17 protein-coding genes are annotated in these 22,582 nt (G+C 70.9%); 2 read left to right on the top strand and 15 right to left on the bottom strand.

The genetic code is table 11. From position 1 onward, the window contains the following. Positions 1–104: 104 nt before the first annotated feature. The 8 genes from tmk to ACFXBC_RS17220 all read right to left on the bottom strand — a co-directional run bounded on the left by tmk (position 105) and on the right by ACFXBC_RS17220 (position 13,729). On the bottom strand, positions 105–3,554 hold the full coding sequence (tmk, locus tag ACFXBC_RS17255) for a dTMP kinase (RefSeq protein WP_385024376.1): 3,450 nt from the start codon (positions 3,552–3,554) through the stop codon (positions 105–107). Between the two features lie 260 nt (positions 3,555–3,814). Then, positions 3,815–6,691 carry a type I DNA topoisomerase gene (topA, locus tag ACFXBC_RS17250; RefSeq protein ID WP_385024375.1) on the bottom strand — a complete coding sequence of 959 codons (2,877 nt, stop codon included), beginning with the start codon at positions 6,689–6,691 and terminating at the stop codon, positions 3,815–3,817. A gap of 453 nt (positions 6,692–7,144) precedes the next feature. Beyond that, positions 7,145–7,342, bottom strand: a complete 198-nt coding sequence (locus ACFXBC_RS17245) for a hypothetical protein (protein ID WP_385024373.1) — start codon at positions 7,340–7,342, stop codon at positions 7,145–7,147. A gap of 202 nt (positions 7,343–7,544) precedes the next feature. After that, complete coding sequence (locus tag ACFXBC_RS17240; RefSeq protein WP_385024371.1) at positions 7,545–9,056, bottom strand: methyltransferase; 1,512 nt, start codon at positions 9,054–9,056, stop codon at positions 7,545–7,547. Positions 9,057–9,196: 140 nt separating this feature from the next. After that, complete coding sequence (locus ACFXBC_RS17235) at positions 9,197–9,766, bottom strand: small secreted protein (RefSeq protein WP_385024369.1); 570 nt, start codon at positions 9,764–9,766, stop codon at positions 9,197–9,199. A 243-nt stretch (positions 9,767–10,009) separates the two neighbouring features. Then, positions 10,010–12,415 (bottom strand): sodium-translocating pyrophosphatase, encoded by a 2,406-nt coding sequence (locus tag ACFXBC_RS17230; protein WP_385024367.1) that lies wholly within the window; start codon positions 12,413–12,415, stop codon positions 10,010–10,012. 423 nt (positions 12,416–12,838) lie between these two features. Further along, the gene (locus ACFXBC_RS17225; protein ID WP_385024365.1) at positions 12,839–13,291 is read right to left on the bottom strand and encodes an ATP-binding protein; all 453 of its coding nucleotides are present in this window, start codon (positions 13,289–13,291) and stop codon (positions 12,839–12,841) included. Positions 13,292–13,375: 84 nt separating this feature from the next. Continuing rightward, on the bottom strand, positions 13,376–13,729 hold the full coding sequence (locus tag ACFXBC_RS17220; RefSeq protein WP_385024363.1) for an STAS domain-containing protein: 354 nt from the start codon (positions 13,727–13,729) through the stop codon (positions 13,376–13,378). 80 nt (positions 13,730–13,809) lie between these two features. Between ACFXBC_RS17220 and ACFXBC_RS17215 the strand changes: the two genes are divergently transcribed. Then, positions 13,810–16,308: a DEAD/DEAH box helicase gene (locus ACFXBC_RS17215; protein WP_385024361.1), complete on the top strand. Its 2,499-nt coding sequence runs from the start codon at positions 13,810–13,812 to the stop codon at positions 16,306–16,308. Here ACFXBC_RS17215 and ACFXBC_RS17210 read toward each other — a convergent pair. The 7 genes from ACFXBC_RS17210 to ssd all read right to left on the bottom strand — a co-directional run bounded on the left by ACFXBC_RS17210 (position 16,229) and on the right by ssd (position 21,576). Continuing rightward, on the bottom strand, positions 16,229–16,627 hold the full coding sequence (locus tag ACFXBC_RS17210) for an Rv3654c family TadE-like protein (protein ID WP_385024359.1): 399 nt from the start codon (positions 16,625–16,627) through the stop codon (positions 16,229–16,231). The two genes, ACFXBC_RS17215 and ACFXBC_RS17210, sit on opposite strands and share 80 nt — an antisense overlap. Continuing rightward, the gene (locus ACFXBC_RS17205) at positions 16,624–17,223 is read right to left on the bottom strand and encodes a TadE family type IV pilus minor pilin (protein WP_385024357.1); all 600 of its coding nucleotides are present in this window, start codon (positions 17,221–17,223) and stop codon (positions 16,624–16,626) included. The genes ACFXBC_RS17210 and ACFXBC_RS17205 overlap by 4 nt, the downstream gene beginning before the upstream one ends. Next, a complete protein-coding gene (locus tag ACFXBC_RS17200; protein WP_385024355.1) occupies positions 17,210–17,347 on the bottom strand; it encodes a DUF4244 domain-containing protein in 138 nt (45 codons plus the stop codon). Before ACFXBC_RS17200 ends, ACFXBC_RS17205 begins: the two co-directional genes overlap by 14 nt. 296 nt (positions 17,348–17,643) lie before the next feature. Then, positions 17,644–18,420 carry a type II secretion system F family protein gene (locus ACFXBC_RS17195; RefSeq protein WP_385024353.1) on the bottom strand — a complete coding sequence of 259 codons (777 nt, stop codon included), beginning with the start codon at positions 18,418–18,420 and terminating at the stop codon, positions 17,644–17,646. Between the two features lie 23 nt (positions 18,421–18,443). Then, entirely contained in the window at positions 18,444–19,289 is an 846-nt protein-coding gene (locus ACFXBC_RS17190; RefSeq protein WP_385024351.1) for a type II secretion system F family protein, read from the bottom strand. Next, positions 19,286–20,476, bottom strand: coding sequence for a TadA family conjugal transfer-associated ATPase (locus ACFXBC_RS17185; RefSeq protein WP_385024349.1), 1,191 nt, complete (start codon positions 20,474–20,476; stop codon positions 19,286–19,288). The genes ACFXBC_RS17190 and ACFXBC_RS17185 overlap by 4 nt, the downstream gene beginning before the upstream one ends. Then, complete coding sequence (gene ssd, locus ACFXBC_RS17180; RefSeq protein ID WP_385024347.1) at positions 20,473–21,576, bottom strand: septum site-determining protein Ssd; 1,104 nt, start codon at positions 21,574–21,576, stop codon at positions 20,473–20,475. Before ssd ends, ACFXBC_RS17185 begins: the two co-directional genes overlap by 4 nt. Before the next feature lie 485 nt (positions 21,577–22,061). On the opposite strand from ssd, the gene ACFXBC_RS17175 reads away from it, so the two are divergent. Further along, positions 22,062–22,582: HAD-IB family hydrolase (locus ACFXBC_RS17175; RefSeq protein WP_385024345.1), on the top strand; the 521-nt coding region annotated here is incomplete at its 3' end.

Below are 22,582 nucleotides of genomic sequence, written 5' to 3'. Positions count from 1 at the left end.
CCCTGGGTGCCCCCGGGGCGGGGGGGGGGGGTGCGCGCCCCCCCCCACCCGCCGGGGGGCCCGGTGGGGGTTTTTTTTACGCGGCCCCCGCGGGGGTGCCTGCCTCAGCGTCGGCCCTTGCCCTGGCCTCTGCCCTTGTTGTCGTGGTCCTCGTCCTCACGGTCCGAGCCCAGCAGTTCGTCGGCCAGCGTGGGCAGGTCGTCCAGCGGGGTCTCCTCCGCCCAGTCCGAGCGGCGGCGCGGGCGGTCCGGATCGATCTGCGGCAGCTCACGCGTCCGCTCGTTCGCGTTCTCCGGAGGCGTCTGCTGCGTCTGCGTGGGGTGCTCGTCCCGGAAGTACCCCGGAGGCACCCGGTCCGCGGGGGTGGCTCCCCGCAGCTGGGCCTGCGGCAGAACTGTGGTCTCCTCCGAGTCCGCGGTGGAGCCCTGAGCCCCGGACCGGGAACCCGAACCGGAACCCGTCCCTTCCGTCTGCCCCGACGACTCCGGCTGCTCCGCCGGATCGGACAGCCGCGCGGCCCACGAAGGACCCGCCGACCGGCCGGAACGTGCGGAGCCCTGCGACGGCGAAGCCTGCCCGGAGTGCTCGGCGCGCGAGGACCCCGTGTGGCCCGAGTTGCCCGTGTGGCCCGAAGAGCCGGACGTACCGGACGCCCCGCTCTCCCCCGGCTCATCCGTGAACTTCGGGATGACCGTGGTCTCGTCCGAGTCGGACGACGACGGTGCGGGCCGCACCTCGACCGGCTGGGTCACCTCGTTGGCGCCCACCATACGAGTCTCGACCGTCGTCTCGTTGTCGGTGGTCCCGTGGCCGGTGCTCCCACCGTCTGTGGTCCCGCTGTCGGTGGTCGCGTGGCCGGTGGTCGCGTAGCCGGTGGTCCCGTCGCCGGGGGTCCCGTCGCCGGAGCCCTCCCCGTACGGCCCGCCGTCCGCCAGCCCGCTGTCGGCCGAAGCCGCCGCCGTCCGTGCCGCCTCGGCGGCCTCCGCCTCGGCCTGCCTGCGGACCTCCTCGGCCCGCAGCAGCGCCTGCTCCGCCTTGCGCTGCTTCTCCTTGCGGCGCTCCTCGGCCTCCGCGCGGAGCCGCTCCTGCTCTTCCTTCTGCTTGCGGAGCCGCTCCTGCTCCTGCTCCCGTGCCTGCTCCTCGGCCTCGCGGCGGAGCCGCTCCTCCTCGGCGAGCCGCCTGGCCTCCTCGGCCTGACGGCGTGCCTCCTCGGCCTGGCGCTCCTCCTCGCGCCGCCGCGCCTCTTCGAGCTCGCGGCGCTTGCGCTCCTCCTCCTCGGCCCGGAGCTTGGCGAGCTGCGCCTGGCGCTCCCGCTCCAGCCGCTCCTCCTCCGCCTTGCGGGCCGCTTCCTCCTCGGCCTTCCTGCGGGCCTCCTCCTCGGCCGCCTTCCGCGCCTCCTCCTGAGCCTTGATCTCGGCTTCGGAGAGCGGCAGCAGCTGGTCGAGACGGTGGCGTACGACCGTGGTGATCGCGTCCGGCTCCTGCGCCCCGTCCACCACCAGGTAGCGACCGGGGTCGGCGGCGGCCAGCGTCAGGAACCCGGCCCGTACCCGCTGGTGGAACTCGGCCGGCTCGGACTCCAGCCGATCGGGCGCCTCCGTGAAGCGCTCACGCGCGGCCTCGGGTGAGACGTCGAGCAGCACCGTCAGATGCGGTACGAGACCACCGGTCGCCCAGCGGTTGATACGGCCGATCTCGGTCGGCGCCAGCTCACGGCCCGCGCCCTGGTAGGCCACCGACGAGTCGATGTAGCGGTCGGAGATGACGATCGCGCCGCGCTCCAGGGCGGGCAGGACGACCGAGTCGATGTGTTCGGCGCGGTCCGCGGCGTACAGCAGCGCCTCCGCGCGGTTGGAGAGACCGGCCGACGCCACGTCCAGCAGGATCGAACGCAGCCGCTTGCCGACCGGTGTCGCACCCGGTTCGCGGGTGACGACGACCTCGTGGCCCTTGGCGCGGATCCACTCCGCGAGCGCCTCGACCTGGGTGGACTTGCCGGCCCCGTCGCCCCCTTCGAGGGCGAGGAAGAAGCCGTTCGCTGCGGGGGCCTGGACAGGGTCGGCGCCGCCGCGCAGGGCGTCGCGCAGATCGTGGCGCAGCGGTACGCCCGTACGGTCGTCCGCCTTGACCAGGACCAGAGCGCCCACCGGCAGCAGCAGCGCACCGACGAGCATCAGCGTGAAGGCGGCCCCGCCGTGGGCGAAGACGAAGCTGCCGTTGCCGAGGTGGTGCGGCCCGATCAGGGCGGCGACCAGCGGTGCCACGATCGCTCCGAGCGCGACGGCGACCCGCACGACCGCCTGCAGGTGCCCGGTGGTCCGGGCCCGCCTGCTGTCCTCGGTCTCCTGGTCGACCAGCGTGTGCGCGGTGTGCGCCGCGACACCGGCCGACCAGCCGGCGAGTGCCGCGATCAGCACGACGGTCGCGGTGTCCGGGACGAGCCCCATCACCAGCAGCGCCACACCGGTCAGAGTGATCGCCAGGGCGAGCAGCCTGCGGCGCGAGAGACCCGGGAGGGTCTTGGGGGCCGTTCGGATACCGGCGGCCGTGCCCGCGATGAGGACGAGGACGAGCAGCGCGAAGGCGACCGGCCCGCCGTCCAGGTCGATGGCGTCCAGTACGGCGACGGCCGTGGCGGAAGCGATGGCTCCGGCGACGGCTGCGGCCGCCAGGATCAGCAGCGGGACGCTGCCCGTGCGGCCCTTGTCGGGGCCGTTGGGGCCCGCGGGGCGGCGCAGTCCCTCCAGCGGGGAACGGGCGCGCGGCGTCTGGCCGTCGGGCAGTTCGAGGAAGTACAGCGTCGAAACGGACGCGGCGAAGAGACCGGCAGCGGCGTAGGAGCCGAGCGCGGCCTGGTGCAGGGAAAACCAGTCGATGCCCGATCCGAGCAGCTTGCTGATCAGCGTGGCGACCAGCAGTACGGCGGCGGCCGCCGGAATCGCGAGGAAGGCGGTACGCAGCGAGAGCCTGCGCAGCGCTTCGAGATGGTCGGGCAGACCCCGCACCGCGACGCTCTCGGGCGGCGGCTTCGGCAGCAGCGCGGGTGCGGTGCTCTCCTTGGCGACCGTCCAGAACCGCTCGGCGACGCCCACGACGAAGACCGTGGCCAGCAGGGCGGCGGGCGCGTTGGCCGGCGTCCAGTTGACCCACAGCGGGGCGATGATCAGCAGGGCGACCCGCAGGCCGTCCGCGCCGATCATGGTCCAGCGGCGGTCCAGCGGCCCGTTCGGCGCCGTGAGCGCGGCGACCGGGCCGAGCAGTACGGCCCCGAAGAGCAAGGTGGCAAGGGCCCGCGCGCCGAATACGGCGGCTACGGCGAAGGCGGCACCGCGGTACCCGCCCCCGAAGGATTCCTGCGCGACCGCCGCCTGCAACGAAAGAAGCAGCAGCACGAGTAGGGCGAGGGTGTCGCCGATATTGCCGACGAGCTGGGCGCTCCACAACCGCCGGAGCGGGGGGATACGCAACAAAGCTCGGACGGCGCGCTCGCGTGAGTCTGCGGCTAGTTCGTCGGAGGTGGGGCTCACGACCGTTGGCTGCTCGGCTCGCGTCATCCGACCAGCCTATCCGGAAGGGTCAGGTCCCTGGCGGGCCCCCCGAACATTTGGGCGGCCGGTACGCCGCGCCCCTCGGGGACGCGCCGTACCGGCCGTTCGATCTCACCCGGCTCACCCGCACCAGGACCCCGGCGGGGCGGACTCCGGTGTACAGCACACCGGTTCACCGTGCGCCCGGCCCAGCCGGCCGACCCGCGGGCTCCACACCACGGGCGCGGAACCGGGGTCAGCGGTGGGCCGACGAGTCCGCTCCGGTGCTACTCGTCGCCGGCTGCGGATGCGCCCGTCTGCTGGGCAGCGGCCTTCTTGGCAGGAGCCTTCTTCGCCGCGGTCTTCGACGCCGTCTTCTTCGTCGTGGTCTTCGATGCCGTCTTCTTCGCGGCCGTCGTGGTCTTCTTGGCCGCCGTCTTCTTCGCCGCCGACTTCTTGGCCGGAGCCTTCTTGGCCGTCTTCTTCTTCGCCGGGCCCTTGGCACGCTTCTCGGCGAGCAGTTCGTAACCGCGCTCCGGCGTGATGTCCTCGACGCTGTCGGCGGTCCGCAGCGTCGCGTTCGTCTCGCCGTCCGTGACATACGCGCCGAACCGGCCGTCCTTCACGACGACAGGGCGCTCACTGACCGGGTCCGTGCCCAGCTCCTTGAGCGGCGGCTTGGCGGCGGCCCGCCCGCGCTGCTTGGGCTGGGCGTAGATCGCCAGCGCCTCGTCGAGCGTGATGGCGAAGAGCTGGTCCTCGGTCTCCAGGGAGCGCGAGTCGGTGCCCTTCTTCAGGTACGGGCCGTACCGGCCGTTCTGCGCGGTGATCTCGACGCCCTCGGCGTCCGTGCCGACCACCCGGGGCAGCGACATCAGCTTGAGCGCATCGGCCAGGGTGACCGTGTCGAGCGACATCGACTTGAAGAGCGAGGCGGTCCGCGGCTTCACCGCGTTCTTGCCGGTCTTCGGGGTGCCCTCGGGGAGGACCTCCGTGACGTACGGGCCGTACCGGCCGTCCTTCGCCACGATCTGGTGGCCCGACTCGGGGTCGGTGCCCAGCTCGAAGTCGCCGCTCGGCTTGGCGAGCAGCTCCTCGGCGTACTCGACGGTCAGCTCGTCGGGCGCCATGTCGTCGGGGACGTCGGCGCGCTGGTGGTTCTCCGAGTCCTTCTCGCCGCGCTCGATGTACGGGCCGTACCGGCCGACGCGCAGCACGATGTCGTCGCCGACCGGGAAGGACGAGATCTCCCGGGCGTCGATGGCCCCGAGGTCCGTGACGAGCTCCTTGAGCCCGCCCAGGTGGTCGCCGTCGCCGTTCCCCGCGGCGGCCGCGGTGCCGGTGCTCGGGTCGGCGTCGCCCTCGCCCTCGCCCTCGCCGAAGTAGAAGCGCTTCAGCCACGGCACGGACTTGGCCTCGCCCCGCGCGATGCCGTCGAGGTCGTCCTCCATCCGTGCGGTGAAGTCGTAGTCGACGAGCCGCCCGAAGTGCTTCTCCAGCAGGTTGACCACGGCGAAGGAGAGGAAGGAGGGGACCAGCGCGGTGCCCTTCTTGAAGACGTAGCCGCGGTCGAGGATCGTGCCGATGATCGACGCATAGGTCGAGGGACGGCCGATCTCGCGCTCTTCCAGCTCCTTGACCAGCGAGGCCTCGGTGTAGCGGGCCGGCGGCTTGGTGGAGTGGCCGTCGACCGTCATCTCCTGGGCGGAGAGCGCGTCACCCTCGGCGACCTGCGGCAGCCTGCGTTCACGGTCGTCCAGCTCGGCGTTCGGGTCGTCGGCGCCTTCGACGTACGCCTTCATGAAGCCGTGGAAGGTGATCGTCTTGCCGGAGGCCGAGAACTCGGCGACCCGGCCGTCGGAGGAGGTCCCCGCGATCTTGACGGTGACCGAGTTGCCGACCGCGTCCTTCATCTGGGAGGCGACGGTCCGCTTCCAGATCAGCTCGTACAGCCGGAACTGGTCGCCGGAGAGACCGGTCTCGGCAGGCGTACGGAACCGGTCGCCCGAGGGGCGGATCGCCTCGTGCGCCTCCTGGGCGTTCTTGACCTTCCCGGCGTACGTACGCGGCTTGTCCGGCAGATAGTCGCTGCCGTACAACTGCGTGACCTGGGCGCGGGCGGCCCCGACCGCGGTGTCCGAGAGGGTGGTGGAGTCCGTACGCATATAGGTGATGAAGCCGTTCTCATACAGCTTCTGGGCCACCTGCATGGTCGACTTCGCACCGAACCCCAGCTTGCGGCTGGCCTCCTGCTGGAGGGTCGTCGTACGGAACGGGGCGTACGGCGAGCGGCGGTACGGCTTGGACTCGACCGAGCGCACGGCGTAGGCGGAGTCGGCCAGCGCGGCGGCGAGCGCACGGGCGTTCGCCTCGTCGAGGTGCAGGACGTCGCTCTTGAGCTGTCCCGTGGAGTTGAAGTCACGGCCCTGGGCGACCCGGCGGCCGTCCACCGAGTTCAGCCTGGCCACGAGGGTCGACGGGTCGGAGGCGTCGCCCTGGCGGCCGGTGGAGAACGTACCGGTGAGGTCCCAGTACTCAGCAGAACGGAAAGCGATGCGTTCGCGTTCCCGTTCGACCACCAGGCGGGTGGCGACGGACTGCACGCGGCCGGCCGAGAGGCGCGGCATGACCTTCTTCCACAGGACCGGGGAGACCTCGTAGCCGTAGAGACGGTCGAGGATCCGTCGGGTCTCCTGCGCGTCGACCATGCGCTTGTTGAGCTCGCGCGGGTTGGCGACGGCGGCCCTGATCGCTTCCTTGGTGATCTCGTGGAAGACCATCCGGTGGACCGGGACCTTGGGCTTCAGGACCTCCTGGAGGTGCCACGCGATGGCTTCGCCCTCGCGGTCCTCATCGGTGGCGAGGAAGAGTTCGTCGGACTCCGCGAGGAGCTCTTTGAGCTTTTTGACCTGCGACTTCTTGTCGGAGTTGACGACGTAGATGGGCTGGAAGTCGTTGTTGACGTCCACTCCGAGGCGGCGCACCTCGCCGGTGTACTTGTCGGGTACCTCAGCGGCACCGTTCGGGAGGTCACGGATGTGCCCGACGCTTGCCTCGACGACATAACCCGGGCCGAGGTAGCCCTTGATCGTCTTCGCCTTGGCGGGCGACTCGACAATGACGAGTCGGCGGCCGCCGTGTGCGGTCTCGCTGGTCGGGGACAACGTGGCTCTTCTCTCCGGTCGGCACTCGGTGGTCATGCTCGCTGCGGAGTGTGACGGTACATCCCGTCCCCGTGTCAAACGGCGAAAGCCCGCAACGGCCACTGGAACGGTAACCCGACTACCGCCATTTCTGCCGCCCGGATCGGCCCACTGCCCTCCCCGGGGCCCTGCCCGCACCCCCTCGGGGACGCCCGCACGGCCCGCACTCCGGCGGTCCTGAGGGCGGGCCGGTGCACGGGGCCCGCGTACGCCCATGCGCCGGTGCGCGTGGTTCCGGAAGCCGGTACGCCGCCCCTCCGGAGGTGGGTGCGGCTGCTTCCGGGAGCGGTGGCGGAGGACGTACGGGCGGGGGCTCCGGAGACCGTTTCGGGCGAGTGGTCAGGAGGCGAGTGGTCAGGAGGCGGTTTCCGATGCCAGGTCGGAAGCCGTGTCCAAGGCCAGGTCGGAGGCGCATCAGAGGCGGGTGAAGCACCACACTCCGAGGGTCAGGGAGACCACACCGAACGCCACCGCCAGAGCGAGGGCGCGCGTAGGGCTCACCCCCTCCACGACCGGGGCGCGGCGGAACGTCCGCGCGCCGGTCCACAGCAGCAGCGCACCCCCGAACAGTGCGAATGCCGTGCCGACGAAGACCGCGGGCGCGCTCTCCATGTCCGTACCGTCCCGTCCCCGAGCCCCGAGTTCCAGAACGGTGAGGCTGGCACCCCAGGACGACACCGGCGCGAACAACGGGTGAACGGCGTGCGCACCGGGGCCGGCCACAGGAGGACAGAAGCGGGCACATCAAGGGGCCTAGCGGGCACCGGCGGACATCTGTGGTCACCGGTGAACGCCGGCAGGACACGACCCGACGTCAGACGGAAGCGCCGGGCCCCACCGGGTCGAGGAAGCCCTCCTCGACCAGCAGCCGGATGGACTGCGGGGTGCGGTCCCTGAGCACCACCGGGTCCTCGCCGAGCAACTGGGCGATGGCGTCGAGGATCTGCCCGGCCGAGAGTGTCCCGTCACACACTCCCGCGAAGCCCGCGCCCACCGTGTCGACCTTGGTGGCCCTGCGCATTCCGCGGTTCTGCCGGAGGATCACATGCTCGGGGTCCTCGGCGCCCGGCATGCCGACCTGCTCCTGCACCACCTCGGGCGCGAGCCTGAAGCGGTCGGCGAGCAGCGCTGCGTCGTCGTGGTCGCGCAGATAGCTCCGGCGCTCGAAGTGCGCCCGTACGGTCTCGCCGAGCGGCTGCTCCACCGGGTGCGGCCACTCCTCCACCACGACCGACGGACGGTCGGACCCCGACTTGTGCAGCGTGATCCAGCCGAAGCCGACAGCCTTGGTCCGCCGGGCGTCGAACTCGTCGAGCCACGCCTCGTACCGCTCGGCATAGACATCCGGGTCGGTGCGGTGGTCACCGCTGTCCCGCAGCCACAACTCCGCGTACTGCGTGATGTCCTGCACCTCGCGCTGCACGATCCACGCGTCGCAGCCGCGCGGCACCCAGGAGCGCAGCCGCTCCTGCCACTCCTCGCCCTCCACGTGCTGCCAGTTGGCCAGGAACTGCGCGTATCCCCCCTCGTTCAGCCGGTCGCCCGCCTCCGAGACGAGCGAGCGGCAGAGGTCGTCCCCGCCCATCCCGCCGTCCCGGTAGGTCAGCCTGGCCCCGGGGGAGATGACGAAGGGCGGATTGGAGACGATCAGGTCGTACGTCTCACCGGCCACCGGTGCGAAGAGCGAGCCCTCACGGAGATCGGCCGCGGGCGCCCCTGAGAGCGCGAGGGTGAGCCGGGTGAAGGCGAGCGCCCGGGGATTGAGGTCGGTGGCGGTGACCGCCGTGGCGTGCTGCGCGGCGTGCAGAGCCTGGATACCGGAGCCGGTACCGAGGTCGAGCGCCCGCCCGACAGGCGTACGAACGGTGATCCCGGCGAGCGTGGTGGACGCCCCGCCGACCCCCAGCACCACGCCCTCGTCATGGCTGCCGATGCCGCCCGCACCGCCGACCCCGCACCCCGGATCCGAGACGATGAACCAGTCCTGCCCCTCCGGGCCGCCGTACGGCCTGACGTCCACCGTCGCCCGTACGCCGTCGTCCGCGCGCGCCAGCCAGCCGTCGGCGACGCACTCCTCCAACGGCAGCACGGACGCGACCTGCTCGGCGGGGACGGGCTGCTGGAGCAGGAAGAGGCGCACCAGTGTCTCCAGCGGTGCACGGCCTCGGGTGGCCCGCAGGGCAGGCACCGTCTCGCTGCGGGCCAGCGCGGCGTACGCGGGCGCGCCGAGCAGGTCGAGCAGACCGTCCGCGGTGAAGGCGGCGGCGAGCAGAGCCTCGCGGATGAGGGGCGAGTGGTCGGGCGCGGGAAGACTGGTCGTACTCACCCGCCCATTGTGGCCGCTCCCACTGACAACGCCCGCACCGAGCGCGGCGAACAGCGCAAAACCGCCGGTGAAAGAAGCCCGCGAGCGGTCGGGGTGTCAGTCATCGGCGGTCTCAGGCCGGCTGTCCGGCCTCCGCTGCGCTATGCCTTGGAGGGCGCGACGGTGGGGGACGGCGAGGAGGTCGCGACCTTGCACTTGTCCTGGTTGAGCAGCGCCTTGCCCGTGTCTCCGGAGAAGAGCTTCTTGTAGGCGGTCTCGTTGATCTTCTTCATGTTCTCGCCGATGCTCTTGAGACCGTCCGAGAACTTCTGCTGGTCCTTGACGTCCAACGCGTCGACCTGCTTCTTCAGATCGGCGTACGCCTTCGAGTTGGTGTTCAGCTCGGCGATGGCGTCCTGCTGGATCTTCTTCCCGTCGTCACCGGGCGGCGGTCCTGCCTTCTTGAGGCCCGCGGCGATGGCCGCGTCGGCCGAGGACAGATCCTGGAACGCGGCCGAGTCCGCCTTCTGGATGTCTGCGGGCTTGCCGTCCGCCGCCACCGCGGTGATCTGCTGGTTGGCCTTGTTGATCTTCGTCAGCTGGGGCCCGATGTCGCCGCAGAGCGACTTGGCCCAGTCGTCCGTCTTGTTGCTGCTGTTGTCGCTGCAGCCCGACAACGCCAGTACCAGTACCGCACCGCCGGACAGTGCGGCAGCAAGCTTCTTGTTCACCGGATTGGTCCCTTCCAAGGCTCTCGGCCCCGGAACATACACGCCAAGTGGGCGACATTCGCGTGTCGTACGACCGTTTTTGACCGTATTGCAGCCATTTGCACCAAGCGGGACGGGAGAGACAAGGCTCACGGGCGCAGCAACCCGCGCCGGCATACGGCGAGGGCCGGACAGGCCGTCAGCACGGCCTGCCGGACCCCCGCCTGATGGCGCATTACCGAAATGACCGGATCAGTGACCGGATCAGAGAGTGTCCTGGGCGGACACCGCCGACCCCACTCCTTCACCGGCCCCGACCGCCTCGCCGTCGCCGTCCACGGAGATTCCGCGCCGCTTCGACACGTACACCGCGGCGACGATGACCACGAGGGCGACCGCGGCCACCACGGCACGCACCGGAGCGCTGGCATGGTCGCCGTAGCTGAACTTCACCACCGCGGGCGCGATCAGCAGCGCCACCAGATTCATCACCTTGAGCAGCGGATTGATCGCGGGGCCCGCGGTGTCCTTGAACGGGTCGCCGACCGTGTCACCGATGACGGTCGCCGCATGGGCGTCACTGCCCTTGCCGCCGTGGTGGCCGTCCTCGACCAGCTTCTTGGCGTTGTCCCACGCCCCACCGGAGTTGGCCAGGAAGACCGCCATCAGGGTGCCGGCCCCGATCGCGCCTGCCAGGAACGAGCCGAGTGCGCCCACCCCGAGGGTGAAACCCACCGCGATGGGCGCCATCACGGCGAGCAGGCCCGGCGTGGTCAGCTCGCGCAGGGCGTCCTTGGTGCAGATGTCGACCACCCGGCCGTACTCGGGTTTCTCCGTGTGGTCCATGATCCCCGGGTGCTCGCGGAACTGCCGCCTGACCTCGTAGACCACGGAACCGGCCGAGCGTGAGACCGCGTTGACGGCGAGCCCGGAGAAGAGGAAGACGACCGCGGCGCCGAACATCAGACCCACCAGGTTGTTGGGCTGGGAGATGTCCATGCTCAGTCCGAGTTCGCCCGCCTTGGCATGTACGTCGTCGACGGCGGTGGCCAGCGCGTCACGGTACGAACCGAAGAGCGCCGAGGCGGCGAGCACCGCCGTCGCGATGGCGATGCCCTTGGTGATGGCCTTGGTGGTGTTGCCGACCGCGTCGAGATCGGTGAGCACCTGGGCCCCCGCGCCTTCGACGTCACCGGACATCTCCGCGATGCCCTGGGCGTTGTCGGAGACCGGCCCGAAGGTGTCCATGGCGACGATGACACCGACGGTGGTGAGCAGCCCGGTGCCCGCCAGGGCCACCGCGAAGAGAGCGAGCATGATCGACGTACCGCCGAGCAGGAACGCCCCGTACACACCGAGCCCGATGAGCAGCGCGGTGTAGACGGCGGATTCGAGCCCGATGGCGACACCCGCGAGCACCACGGTCGCGGCGCCGGTGAGCGAGGACTTGCCGATGTCCCGGACCGGACGGCGGCTGGTCTCGGTGAAGTACCCGGTCAGCTGCTGGATGAGCGCGGCCAGGACGATACCGATGGCGACCGCGACCAGGGCGAGCACCCGCGGGTCGCCGCCGTGCGCCCGGATGGCCGCATCGGTCACTCCGTCCAGGTCGCGGTAGGAACCGGGCAGATAGCTGTAGACCGCCACGGCCATCAGGACCAGGGAGATCACCGCGGAGATGAAGAATCCGCGGTTGATGGCGGACATCCCGCCGCGGTCGGAGCACCGTGGGGCGACCGCGAAGATACCGATCATCGCGGTGACCACACCGATCGCCGGAACGATCAGGGGAAAGGCGAGTCCGGAGTTCCCGAAGGCGGCCCTGCCGAGGATGAGGGCCGCGACGAGCGTGACGGCATAGGACTCGAAGAGGTCGGCCGCCATGCCCGCGCAGTCGCCGACGTTGTCCCCCACGTTGTCCGCGATGGTCGCGGCGTTACGCGGATCGTCCTCCGGAATGCCCTGCTCCACCTTGCCGACCAGGTCGGCGCCGACATCGGCGGCCTTGGTGAAGATGCCGCCACCGACCCTCATGAACATGGCGATCAGCGCGGCACCCAGACCGAAGCCCTCCAGCACCTTGGGCGCGTCGGCGGCGTAGACGAGGACGACACAGGAGGCACCGAGCAGACCGAGGCCCACGGTGAACATGCCCACCACACCGCCCGTACGGAAAGCGATCTTCATTGCCCGGTGCGAGACGGTGGTGAGATCCCTTTCCGGCTCACCCTCTCCCGGAGTTGCTTCCCGGGCGGCTGCCGCTACGCGCACATTGGCTCGTACGGCAAGCCGCATGCCGATGTATCCGGTGGTCGCCGAGAAAAGCGCGCCGACCAGGAAGAAGACAGAACGCCCCGCACGCTGCGACCAGTCGTCGGCCGGGAGCAGGAAGAGCAGGAAGAACACGACGACGGCAAAGGCGCCGAGTGTGCGCAACTGCCTGCCCAGATAGGCATTCGCGCCTTCCTGTACGGCTGCCGCGATCTGTTTCATGGATTCGCTGCCCTCACCGGCGGCCAGTACCTGACGTACCAGCAGCTGGGCGACGAGCAGGGCCGCTAGCGCCACCACGGCGATGACGATCACGATGATCCGGTTGCCGTCGGTGAGTACCGCGGCTGCGAGGGTTGTGGAGTGTTCGGACTGCTGTGGGTTGAAGAGCCCCGCCATTCGTCCTCCTTGACGCTCAAAGCTCAAGATGTGGACGGATTGTAGGGAGCGGGACCTGATCAAAAAAGGGCGTGGTAAACAGAATTGACACCTGCCCGAATAAACCTGCCTTGGCGCATAAATGGAGAGTAATGGGGCAGAGGCATTCGGCGGGACAGCTGCCGCAGGATGAAATACAACACAAGGATCAAGAAAAACAAAAAGGCCCTGCTCAGCAGGGCCGATCAAAAGGCGGGGAGATCGGGGCTCGTCACCAGGTGAGGCCCCCGCAGGGACGGACCACGTCGTAGCAGCGGGCCTCGCTGCCGGCACAGGCCCCGCAGGGAGACGGTCCCCTCATCGGGGAGACGGTCCCCGCCTCAGGGGGCAGGATTCTGACCGGGCCCCACGCAGGGAACGGGTGCACCGGAAACCAGGGATGGGTCAGGGCAGTGCGGGCGCCGACGTCGTCGGCCATGTCATCCGGATGACGCCCCCGGCCTCGCCGGAGGTGACCTCCACATCGTCGACGAGCCCGCTGATGACCGCGAGGCCCATCTCGTCCTCACCGTCGGCGGAGGCACCGGCGCCCCCCACGGCCGGAGCGGCGGACGCCCCGGAACCCGGGGAGGCCGCACCGCCCGTACTGGGCATCTCGTCCCCGACCTCGATCGAGAAGGACTTCTCCTCCTCGATCAGTACGACACGGACGGGAGCCGCGATGCCATTGCCGCGGTGGAGTCCCACCGCACGGGAACAAGCCTCGCCGACCGCGAGTCTCACTTCGTCCAGCACGGCCTCATCGACCCCGGCCCGGCGTGCCACGGCGGCCGCCACCAGGCGAGCCGTCCTCACATGTTCGGGCTGGGCGCTGAAACGGAGTTCAACGGTGGCCATGCGATCCCCCTCAGACGTACGGGCGTGCTTCTCGGGGGGACCGGGCTGGGAGCCCGGTACCCCTGCGTTCTTCCTCCGGAGCCGTCAGTCGTTTGCCGCGACGGCTTCATCGACCGTGGTGTGGATCGGGAACACCTTGGTCAGACCGGTGATACGGAAGATCTTGAGAATGCGCTCCTGGTTGCAGACCAGGCGCAGCGAGCCCTCATGGGCACGCACACGCTTCAGGCCGCCAACGAGCACGCCGAGTCCGGTGGAGTCGAGGAAGTCCACGCTCTCCATGTCGACGACCAGGTGGTAACTGCCGTCGTTCACCAACTCGACCAACTGCTCGCGCAGCTTGGGCGCGGTATATACATCAATCTCGCCACCGACCTCGACGACCGTACGGTCGCCACCAGGCCCGGACACATTGCGAGTCGACAGGGACAGGTCCACGGATCCTCCAGCACCTTGCTATCGAGCGGCCGCCCCACGTGGTCTCCCCGGCGGAGTCGGGGAACGGATCGCCAGCCGCGATGGCATTCAATCACTTACCAGCAGGCATGCACGACGCCTTGAGCCCATTGTCCGTCATGCCGGTGACACACTCGGTACCGATGGCCAAGAATCACCGCCCCAGGCGACCCACCGGGGACACGGGTGCACGACCCGGTCCGCGGCAGATACTCGAGCGTCTCTCCGCAGGGCAGAGCCGGGCTTCGCGCATCACTCATACGGAGCACCTGCCCCCACGTGCGGGGCGCCATGCCGTCTGGCCCGATCGCATCCGACCGGAAGTGATTGCGGCCATTCAGGCACAGGGCATCGAACATCCATGGGCCCATCAGGCCACAGCTGCCGAGCACGCGCTCGACGGCGAGTCTGTGATCATTGCCACGGGCACCGCTTCGGGCAAGTCGCTCGCCTACCTCGCGCCGGTGCTCTCGGCTCTCCTGGACGGCTCGGAGGCGCCCAACGGCCGGGGCGCCACCGCCCTCTACCTCGCCCCCACCAAGGCCCTCGCTGCCGACCAGCGCCGCTCCTTCCGGGAGCTGGCCGCACCGCTCGGCCACGGCATCAGACCAGCCGTGTACGACGGGGACACACCCGTCGAAGAGCGCGAATGGGTACGTCAGTTCGCCAACTACGTCCTCACCAATCCGGACATGCTGCACCGCGGGATCCTGCCCTCCCACCCGCGCTGGGCCTCCTTCCTGCGTGCTCTGCGGTACGTGGTCATCGACGAGTGCCACACCTACCGGGGCGTCTTCGGCTCCCACGTGGCCCAGGTGGTACGCAGGCTGCGCCGCCTCTGTGCCCGTTACGGCTCCGACCCCGTCTTCCTGCTCGCCTCCGCGACCGCGGCGGAGCCCGCCGTGACCGCCGGACGCCTCACCGGGCTCCCCGTGCGCGAGGTGGCCGACGATGCCTCTCCGCGTGGCGAACTGGTCTTCGCCCTCTGGGAGCCGCCGCTCACCGAACTCCACGGCGAGCAGGGCGCCCCCGTACGCCGTACCGCCACCGCCGAGACCGCCGACCTCCTCACCGATCTCACCGTGCAGGGCGTCCGCTCGGTCGCCTTCGTACGGTCCAGGCGCGGCGCGGAGCTGATCTCCGTCATCGCCCAGGAGCGTCTTGCCGAGGTCGACCGCTCCCTGGTCTCCAGGGTCGCGGCCTACCGGGGCGGCTATCTCCCGGAGGAGCGCCGTGCCATCGAAGCCGCCCTGCACTCCGGCGAACTGCTCGGCCTCGCCGCCACCACCGCCCTGGAACTCGGCATCGACGTCTCGGGGCTGGACGCGGTCGTCATCGCCGGCTACCCCGGCACCCGGGCCTCCCTCTGGCAACAGGCGGGCCGGGCCGGCCGCTCGGGCGGGGGCGCCCTCGCCGTCCTGGTGGCCCGCGACGATCCGCTGGACACCTACCTCGTCCACCATCCCGATGCCCTCTTCCAGCGGCCCGTGGAGTCCACCGTCCTGGACCCGGACAATCCGTATGTCCTCGCCCCCCATCTGTGCGCGGCCGCGGCGGAACTGCCGCTGACCGCTACCGATCTGGAACTCTTCGGCCCGGCGACCGCCGGGCTGATGCCGCAGCTGGAGACCGCGAAACTGCTGCGCCGGCGGGGCGGATCCTGGTACTGGACGCGCCGGGAGCGGGCAGCGGACCTGACCGACATCCGCGGTGAGGGCGGCCGTCCCGTCCAGATCGTCGAGGCGGGAACGGGGCGGCTGCTCGGCACGGTCGACGAAGCCTCCTCCCACACCACCGTCCACGAGGGCGCCGTCCACCTCCACCAGGGGCGCACCTACGTGGTGAAGCACCTGGATCTGGAGGATTCTGCCGCCCTGGTCGAGGAGGCCGCCCCGCCGTACTCGACCACCGCACGGGACACCACCGCCATCGCCGTCCTGGAGACCGACACCGAGATCCCGTGGGGCACCGGACGGCTCTGCTACGGATCTGTCGAGGTCACCAACCAGGTCGTCTCCTTCCTACGTCGCAGACTCATCACCGGGGAGGTGCTCGGTGAGACGAAGCTCGACCTTCCGCCCCGCACCCTGCGCACCCGGGCCGTGTGGTGGACGGTCACCGAGGACCAGCTCGATGCCGCCCGGATCAACCCCGAACAGCTGGCGGGCGCCCTGCACGCCGCGGAACACGCCTCCATCGGCATGCTGCCGCTCTTCGCCACCTGCGACCGCTGGGACATCGGGGGCGTCTCCATCCCGCTGCACCCGGACACCCTGCTCCCGACGGTCTTCGTGTACGACGGCCACCCCGGCGGGGCCGGCTTCGCCGAGCGGGCCTTCCACACGGCCCGCGAATGGCTCACCGCGACCCGGGAGGCCATCGCCTCCTGCGAATGCGATGCGGGCTGCCCCTCCTGCATCCAGTCCCCGAAATGCGGCAACGGCAACGACCCCCTGCACAAACGCGGCGCCGTACGCCTCCTCACGGAACTCCTCCGGGAAGCTCCTGGCGGCGATTCGCCCGAACGGGGGAATCCTCCGGAGGACCGGCCCGGGCTCTGACCTTCGGCGTGTACGGACCGAACCGCGCCTCCGCCGTCACATCGGCGATCTCGTCCCGCACCCCGCACCGCACCACCCTGGCCCCTTGCGCTCCGGCCACCCGGACCGCCGCGGCGCACGCCGTGGCCTGCCCCTGCAGCGCGCGGTCGGCAGCTGCCAGAGCCGCCAGGTCGGCGGCGCCACCGGCCCGGTGACGGGCCGCCACACCCTGCCCCATCACCAGCAGGGCTGCGAAGACCACACAGAGGGAAGTCATCGCCATGGCCACCCACACCGTCGCCGAACCCCGGTCGTCGAACTGATCCTCGGCCCTCCTCATACCCGCACCGCCGTTTGGCCCGGCTGCGCCTGCTTTTCGCCATGCCCACTCGGATTTTCGCCATGACCGCTCGGACTGGCAGCTCCATCGGGTGCGTCCTGGCTGCCCGGACGGTCCGAACTGCCGGGGCTGTCCGGACCGGCGGGGCCCGCAGGGTCGTCGCGGCCACCGAGTCCGCTCTGTCCCCCGGTGTCTCCGGAGTCGCCCACCTCGGCCTCGTCGAACGCGGCCGCCTCGGCCTTGAGCGTCAGGGCGAGGGGGCCGGGCCCCGGCGTCGGCGCTTCCACCCGAACCTGCCAGAGGTCCCCGGCGCGGCCGAGCGTGACGCGGGCGCCGCGTGGGGCCGCCGACCGGGCGGCGGCGAGGGCCGCAGCCCCCGGCTCCGACCGGGCGGCTGCCCGCGCACCGATCCGTGCCGCGTCGATGCACTGAATCTGGGCAGCTGCGGCGGCGAGGGCCCAGACCAGTGCCATCGTGAACAGCACCAGCGCCGGAATCACCACCGCTGCCTCGGCCGAGACGGATCCCTGGTCGGCAGACCACCTCCCACCCGTATCGCTTTCGGCCCGCCTCCCACGGGCGTCAGAACTTCGCATGGAGCGCCTTCTCGACCACCGATTGCAGCGCTGCCGCAACGGGCCCGCTGGTCACCACCTTGTAGAGCACCGCAGCGAAGGCACACGCCGCGATCGTGCCCATCGCGTACTCAGACGTGGACATTCCCGCGTCCCTGCCGGCTCCGTGCCTCAGCCGATGCCAGCGGGCCCGCACCCACCTCACTGCTCCTGCACCCTCCGGTGTACCGGACTCCACCGGACCTCCGGATCCGTTCAGCAGATTCTGCTCGTTCACCATGTCAACCCCCGTATTTCCCCGTGCTGTTCGTACGTTCGGAGCGCAGCCGTCCGGCTCGCGCTGTTCTTCCGCTCTTCCGCTCTTCCGCGCCATTTCGCGCGATGGGTCGAGTCGGTTCAGCAAGGTCTCTCGCTAGTTCCTCTCGCTCTCGGACGAGTTCGTCAGCTCGCCTTCAGCAGATGGCCCGCCAGTCCGATCACCACGGGCACCACTCCGACCGCCAGGAAGGCAGGCAGGAAGCAGAGACCAACAGGCCCGGTGATCAGAACGCCCGCCCGGCCGGCCCTTTCCTTGGCCGCCCTGGCCCGGTCGGCTCTGAGCCCCGCGGCGAGCCGGGCGACCGAATCGGCGGCAGGGGCACCGGTCGACGCGGCCCGCTCCAGGCAGCGGGCCAGCCCCGGCGCCCCCGGTATCGAACCGAACCGCCCCCAGGCCGCGGCAGGTTCACTGCCGAGCCGCAGCTCTGCCGCCGCACGGGCCAGCGCGTCGCCGACCGGCCCGCCCAGTGATTCCCCGACCGCCTCGGCCGCCTCGCGGGGTCCGGCGCCGGCAGCGATGCATGCCGCCAGCAACTCGGCGGCGAGAGGCAGTTCACGTGCCGCCGACCTCATCAGGGTCTCGTCGGCTTCGGAGGAAGAACGCCTTCGCCGCCAGCACCGCACCCCGTACCCGGCGGCAAGGCCGAGCGCACATCCGCTCCACCCGCCGACCAGGACACAGCAGGTGGCCACTGCGGCCAGCGGAGCGCCCCACCGGGCAGCCCACACCCGGTAGGCAGGGCGTCGCGCCGGCCTTTCCGGTGTCGCGGCCAGCAGCGCGGTGGCCCGCTTGCGGGACAGGCGTTCATGCCGCCGCCCGGTCCAGGCAAGGCCCAGTCGGGCTGCCACAGCCACGGCGCACAGCACTGCCCCCAGCCTGTGGACAACCTCCCCCGCCATGACAGCGCTGTGCGCGGCCCCGGTCACAGCCCCTCCCCCGCCCGCACGATCCGCCCTGCCCAGAAGAACCCCGCGCTCTCCAGCACCCCGCCCGCGAGCAGACAGCACAGCCCCGCCGGAGTGTGCAGCAGCGTCCACAGCGGATCGGCACCGAGAGCGGTGCCGAGCAGCAGCCCTCCCGCCGGAAGCAAAGCGAGGACAAGCACCGTCGACCTCGCCCCGGCCAATTCGGCGCGCAGGCCGACTCGTTCGTCCCGTTCGGCGCGCAGCGCGCCCTCCAGCCCTTCGAGTCCGGCCGCCAGGCCGGCGCCCCCGTCCACGGACACCCGCCAGCAAGCGGCAGCACCTCGCAGTCCCGCAGCGCCCGGCTCCCGGGCCGCACTCCGGAGAGCCTCCGGCACATCTCCACCGAACCGCGCCGCTGCCAGCACCGCGGCCTCCGCCGTACCCAGAGCGCCCGATCCCCGTCCCGCAGCCAGCAACGCCTCTCCGGGCTGCTTCCCGGCCCGCAGTTCGGCGGCCACCGCCCCACAGAGTGAGATCACCGCGTCGGTCCGCGCCAGCCGGTCACGGGCCGCAGCCGCCGCCCGCAACCGCCGCCCCACCAGGGGCACAGCCACTCCCCCCGCCAGTAGCGGCAGCACCGATCCGCCCAGTACCGCGACGACTCCGGCCACCACAAGGCAGAGCCACTCCGGCCGCAGACGGCCACGCACCCGGCCGCGGAGCCGACCGCTCCACGCGTGCGCGCCCGCCCCCGGACCGCCGGCGAACAGCATCCGCCCCCTGCGCAGCCCCCGCTCCTGCGCGGCCAGCATGCAGAGGGCCGCACCCGCACAGAGCACCGTCACAAAGACGAGAGCCGTCATGACGCGCCCCCGATCATGGCCCGCAGCCGGGGCCATCCGCGCCCCTGGGTGAAGCCCTCAGCGCCCCAGCGCAGCGCGGGCACGGTCATCACCAGTCCCGTCGCGTCCCGGTCCAGCACATGCACCTCGGCGACCCGGCGCAGCCCGCACCGATCCCGTACGAGATGCACCACGACCGCAAGCGCCGCAGCCAATTGGCTGTGCAGGGCGGCCCGGTCGAGCCCCGCCGCCGTCCCGAGCGCTTCGAGACGGGCAGGGACATCGGCTGCGGCATTCGCGTGCAGAGTTCCACAGCCTCCTTCATGACCTGTGTTCAGCGCGGCCAGCAGCTCGGTGACCTCGGCGCCGCGCACCTCGCCCACCACCAGCCGGTCGGGCCGCATCCGCAGTGCCTGGCGGACCAGATCCCGCAGGGTCACCCGGCCCGCCCCCTCCTGGTTCGGCGGGCGCGACTCCAGCCGCACCACATGCGGGTGCTCGGGCCTCAACTCCGAGGAGTCCTCCGCCAGCACAATCCGCTCGGCCGGCCCGACCAGGCCCAGCAGGGACGAGAGGAGCGTCGTCTTGCCCGAGCCCGTGCCCCCACTGACCAGGAAGGAAAGCCGGGCATCGATCAGCGCCCGCAGCACCGCGTCACCGCCCGGCGGGACGGTCCCCGCCGCCACCAGTTCCTCAAGGGTGAAGGCCTTCGGCCGCACCACCCGCAACGAGAGGCAGGCCGACCCGACGGCCACCGGTTCAAGCACCGCATGCATCCGCGTCCCGTCCGGCAGCCGGGCGTCCACCCAGGGCCTGGCATCGTCGAGGCGCCGCCCGGCCACCGCGGCGAGCCGCTGTGCCAGCCGGCGCACCGCGGCGGCGTCGGGGAAGGCCACATCGGTCAGTTCGAGTCCGGTGCCGCGGTCGACCCACACCCGGTCCGGCCCGGCGACCAGCACATCGGTCACCGCGGGATCAGCCAGCAGCGCCTCCAGCCTTCCGGAGCCCACGAGTTCGGACCGCAACTCCTCCGCGTGCCCGAGCACTTCCGCGTCCCCCAGCAGCCGCCCCTGGGCGCGCAGCGCCGCTGCCACCCGTGCCGGTGTGGGCTCGGCCCCGCTCTCCGCGAGGCGCTGCCGTACGGCGTCGAGGAGTGGCGGCGTGCCGGCGCAGGACGGCGCCCCGGCGGACATGGCCGCCGTACTCATGAGACACCTCGCCCGGCCAGGGCCTGCGCCCAGAACGCCGTACTGAATCGGGCCAGCGGTCCCTTGGCCCGGCCACCCGGCGGAGCGCCGCCGCCCTGGGCGGCGAGCAGCCCTTCCTCCGGCGGCAGTTCGCCCGCGAGGGGCAGCTTCAGCGCCTGAGCGACCCATTCCTCGTCCAGCCCCGGCGCATAGGGCCCGCGAACCACCGCCCGCAGGTCCTGGAGGACCATCCCGGCCATGGAAGCCACCCTGGCCGCGGCAGCGACCGCCCGGAGCTCACCCGGCACCACCAGAAGGCCGAGATCGAGCTGGGCGAGCGCTTCCGCGACCCCTTCGTCGACCCGCCGGGGCAGATCCACGACCACCGCTCCGCCGCCCCTGCGCGCGGCCGCCAGGACGGCCCGCATCGACTCCGGTGCGATCACCACCGCATCCGTCCGGTCCCAGCTGAGGACGCGCAGCCCGTGCAGTCGCGGCAGGGATTCCTCCAGCGCGCTCCCGGCGACCCGCCCTTTTGAACGGGCGAAATCCGGCCACCTTCTGCCCGGTGCGTGTTCACCGCCGAGCAGCACATCGAGTCCGCCGCCCAGCGGATCCCCGTCGATGAGCACAGTGCGCAGACCGCTCCGGGCCGCGGTCACGGCGAGCGCACACGCCAGGGTGGATGCCCCGGCCCCGCCCCGGCCGCCGATCACTCCGACCGTGAGCGCCTGGTCCCCGGCGCCCTCGGCCACATCCGCGATCCGCTCCACGAGCCAGCTCTCGGCATCCGGCAGCCGCAGCACGTACTCTGCCCCGATCTCGACGGCCCGCTGCCAGACACCGGGGTCGTCCTGGTCCCTCCCCACCAGATACACCCCGGGTCTGCGGGTGCTCCCACGGACCCGGGCAGCGGCGTCGTCCCCCACGAGGATCAGCGGTGCGCCCTCCCAGCCGCCCTTGTGCTCGGGCACCCCGTGATGGACTTCCGGCTCGGCCCCGGCCGCGGCGCACAGCCGCAGCAGATCGTCGAGGAGAGCCGCGTCCTCAGTGACGATCAGCGGTCCCCCCCGGCGCCTCTCGGCCGCCGGCGGTCGATCAGGTGTGATGGATCCAGCCACGATCCCGCCTCCCTCTGACAGTGATTCCCTGGTGCCGCGAAGCCGTGGCGAACGGCCGCCGACTTCGCGATGGGAATCACCGTGCAGGGACCCGGGAAATTAAGTGGATCTTGCTCGAAAACTGTGGACAACTCACTGGTTGTGAATATCTCCCCCACCCTTATCGGTGACTTCCGGAGAGGAGTGCAACGACTACGGAGCGTCATGCGTATTCAGTACTGAGGACCGTCACAGCCGACCGGAGGAGAGTGCCGCAGATGACCGCTGAGCCGCTGCCGACAGGGAGTGCACGCCCGAAAACGTGTCCGGACATGCGACGACCCCAGCCGGGGGGGAGAGCTGGGGTCGTCCCCACGTCCGACTCGGGGGGGGAGGAGCCGGACGGGGATAACACGGTCGCGAACGATCCGTGACTTCCATGGTGTACCCGAGAGCCTTCTCAGGCAAACCCACGCGCCGCCGGGTAAGCCGAATGGCGGGCACCTATGCTCGGAGCTGTGGAAAACCACTCGTCGCCCCGTACCGCTGCCTTCTTTGACCTCGACAAGACAGTCATCGCCAAGTCGTCGACGCTGACCTTCAGCAAGTCCTTCTATCAAGGCGGACTGATCAACCGCAGGGCCGTACTGCGCACCGCGTACGCCCAGTTCGTATTCCTCGCCGGTGGCGCGGATCACGACCAGATGGAGCGGATGCGCGAGTATCTCTCCGCCCTCTGCAAGGGCTGGAACGTCCGGCAGGTCAAGCAGATCGTCGCCGAGACCCTGCACGATCTGATCGACCCGATCATCTACGACGAGGCCGCTTCCCTCATCGAGGAGCACCACACGGCAGGCCGCGATGTGGTGATCGTCTCCACCTCCGGTGCCGAGGTAGTCGAGCCGATCGGTGATCTCCTCGGCGCCGACCGGGGGGGGGCCCCCCCCGCGGGGGTGGGGGCCGCCGGGGGGGTGACCCGCGCGGGGGGGGTGAGAGCCCCACGGGCCCCCCAGCCGGCGGGCGGGAG

The sequence above is a fragment of the Streptomyces sp. NPDC059398 genome (assembly GCF_042751845.1).
In the GTDB taxonomy this organism is placed as follows: Bacteria; Actinomycetota; Actinomycetes; order Streptomycetales; family Streptomycetaceae; genus Streptomyces.
This window is presented reverse-complemented; position numbering and strand designations above follow the sequence as displayed.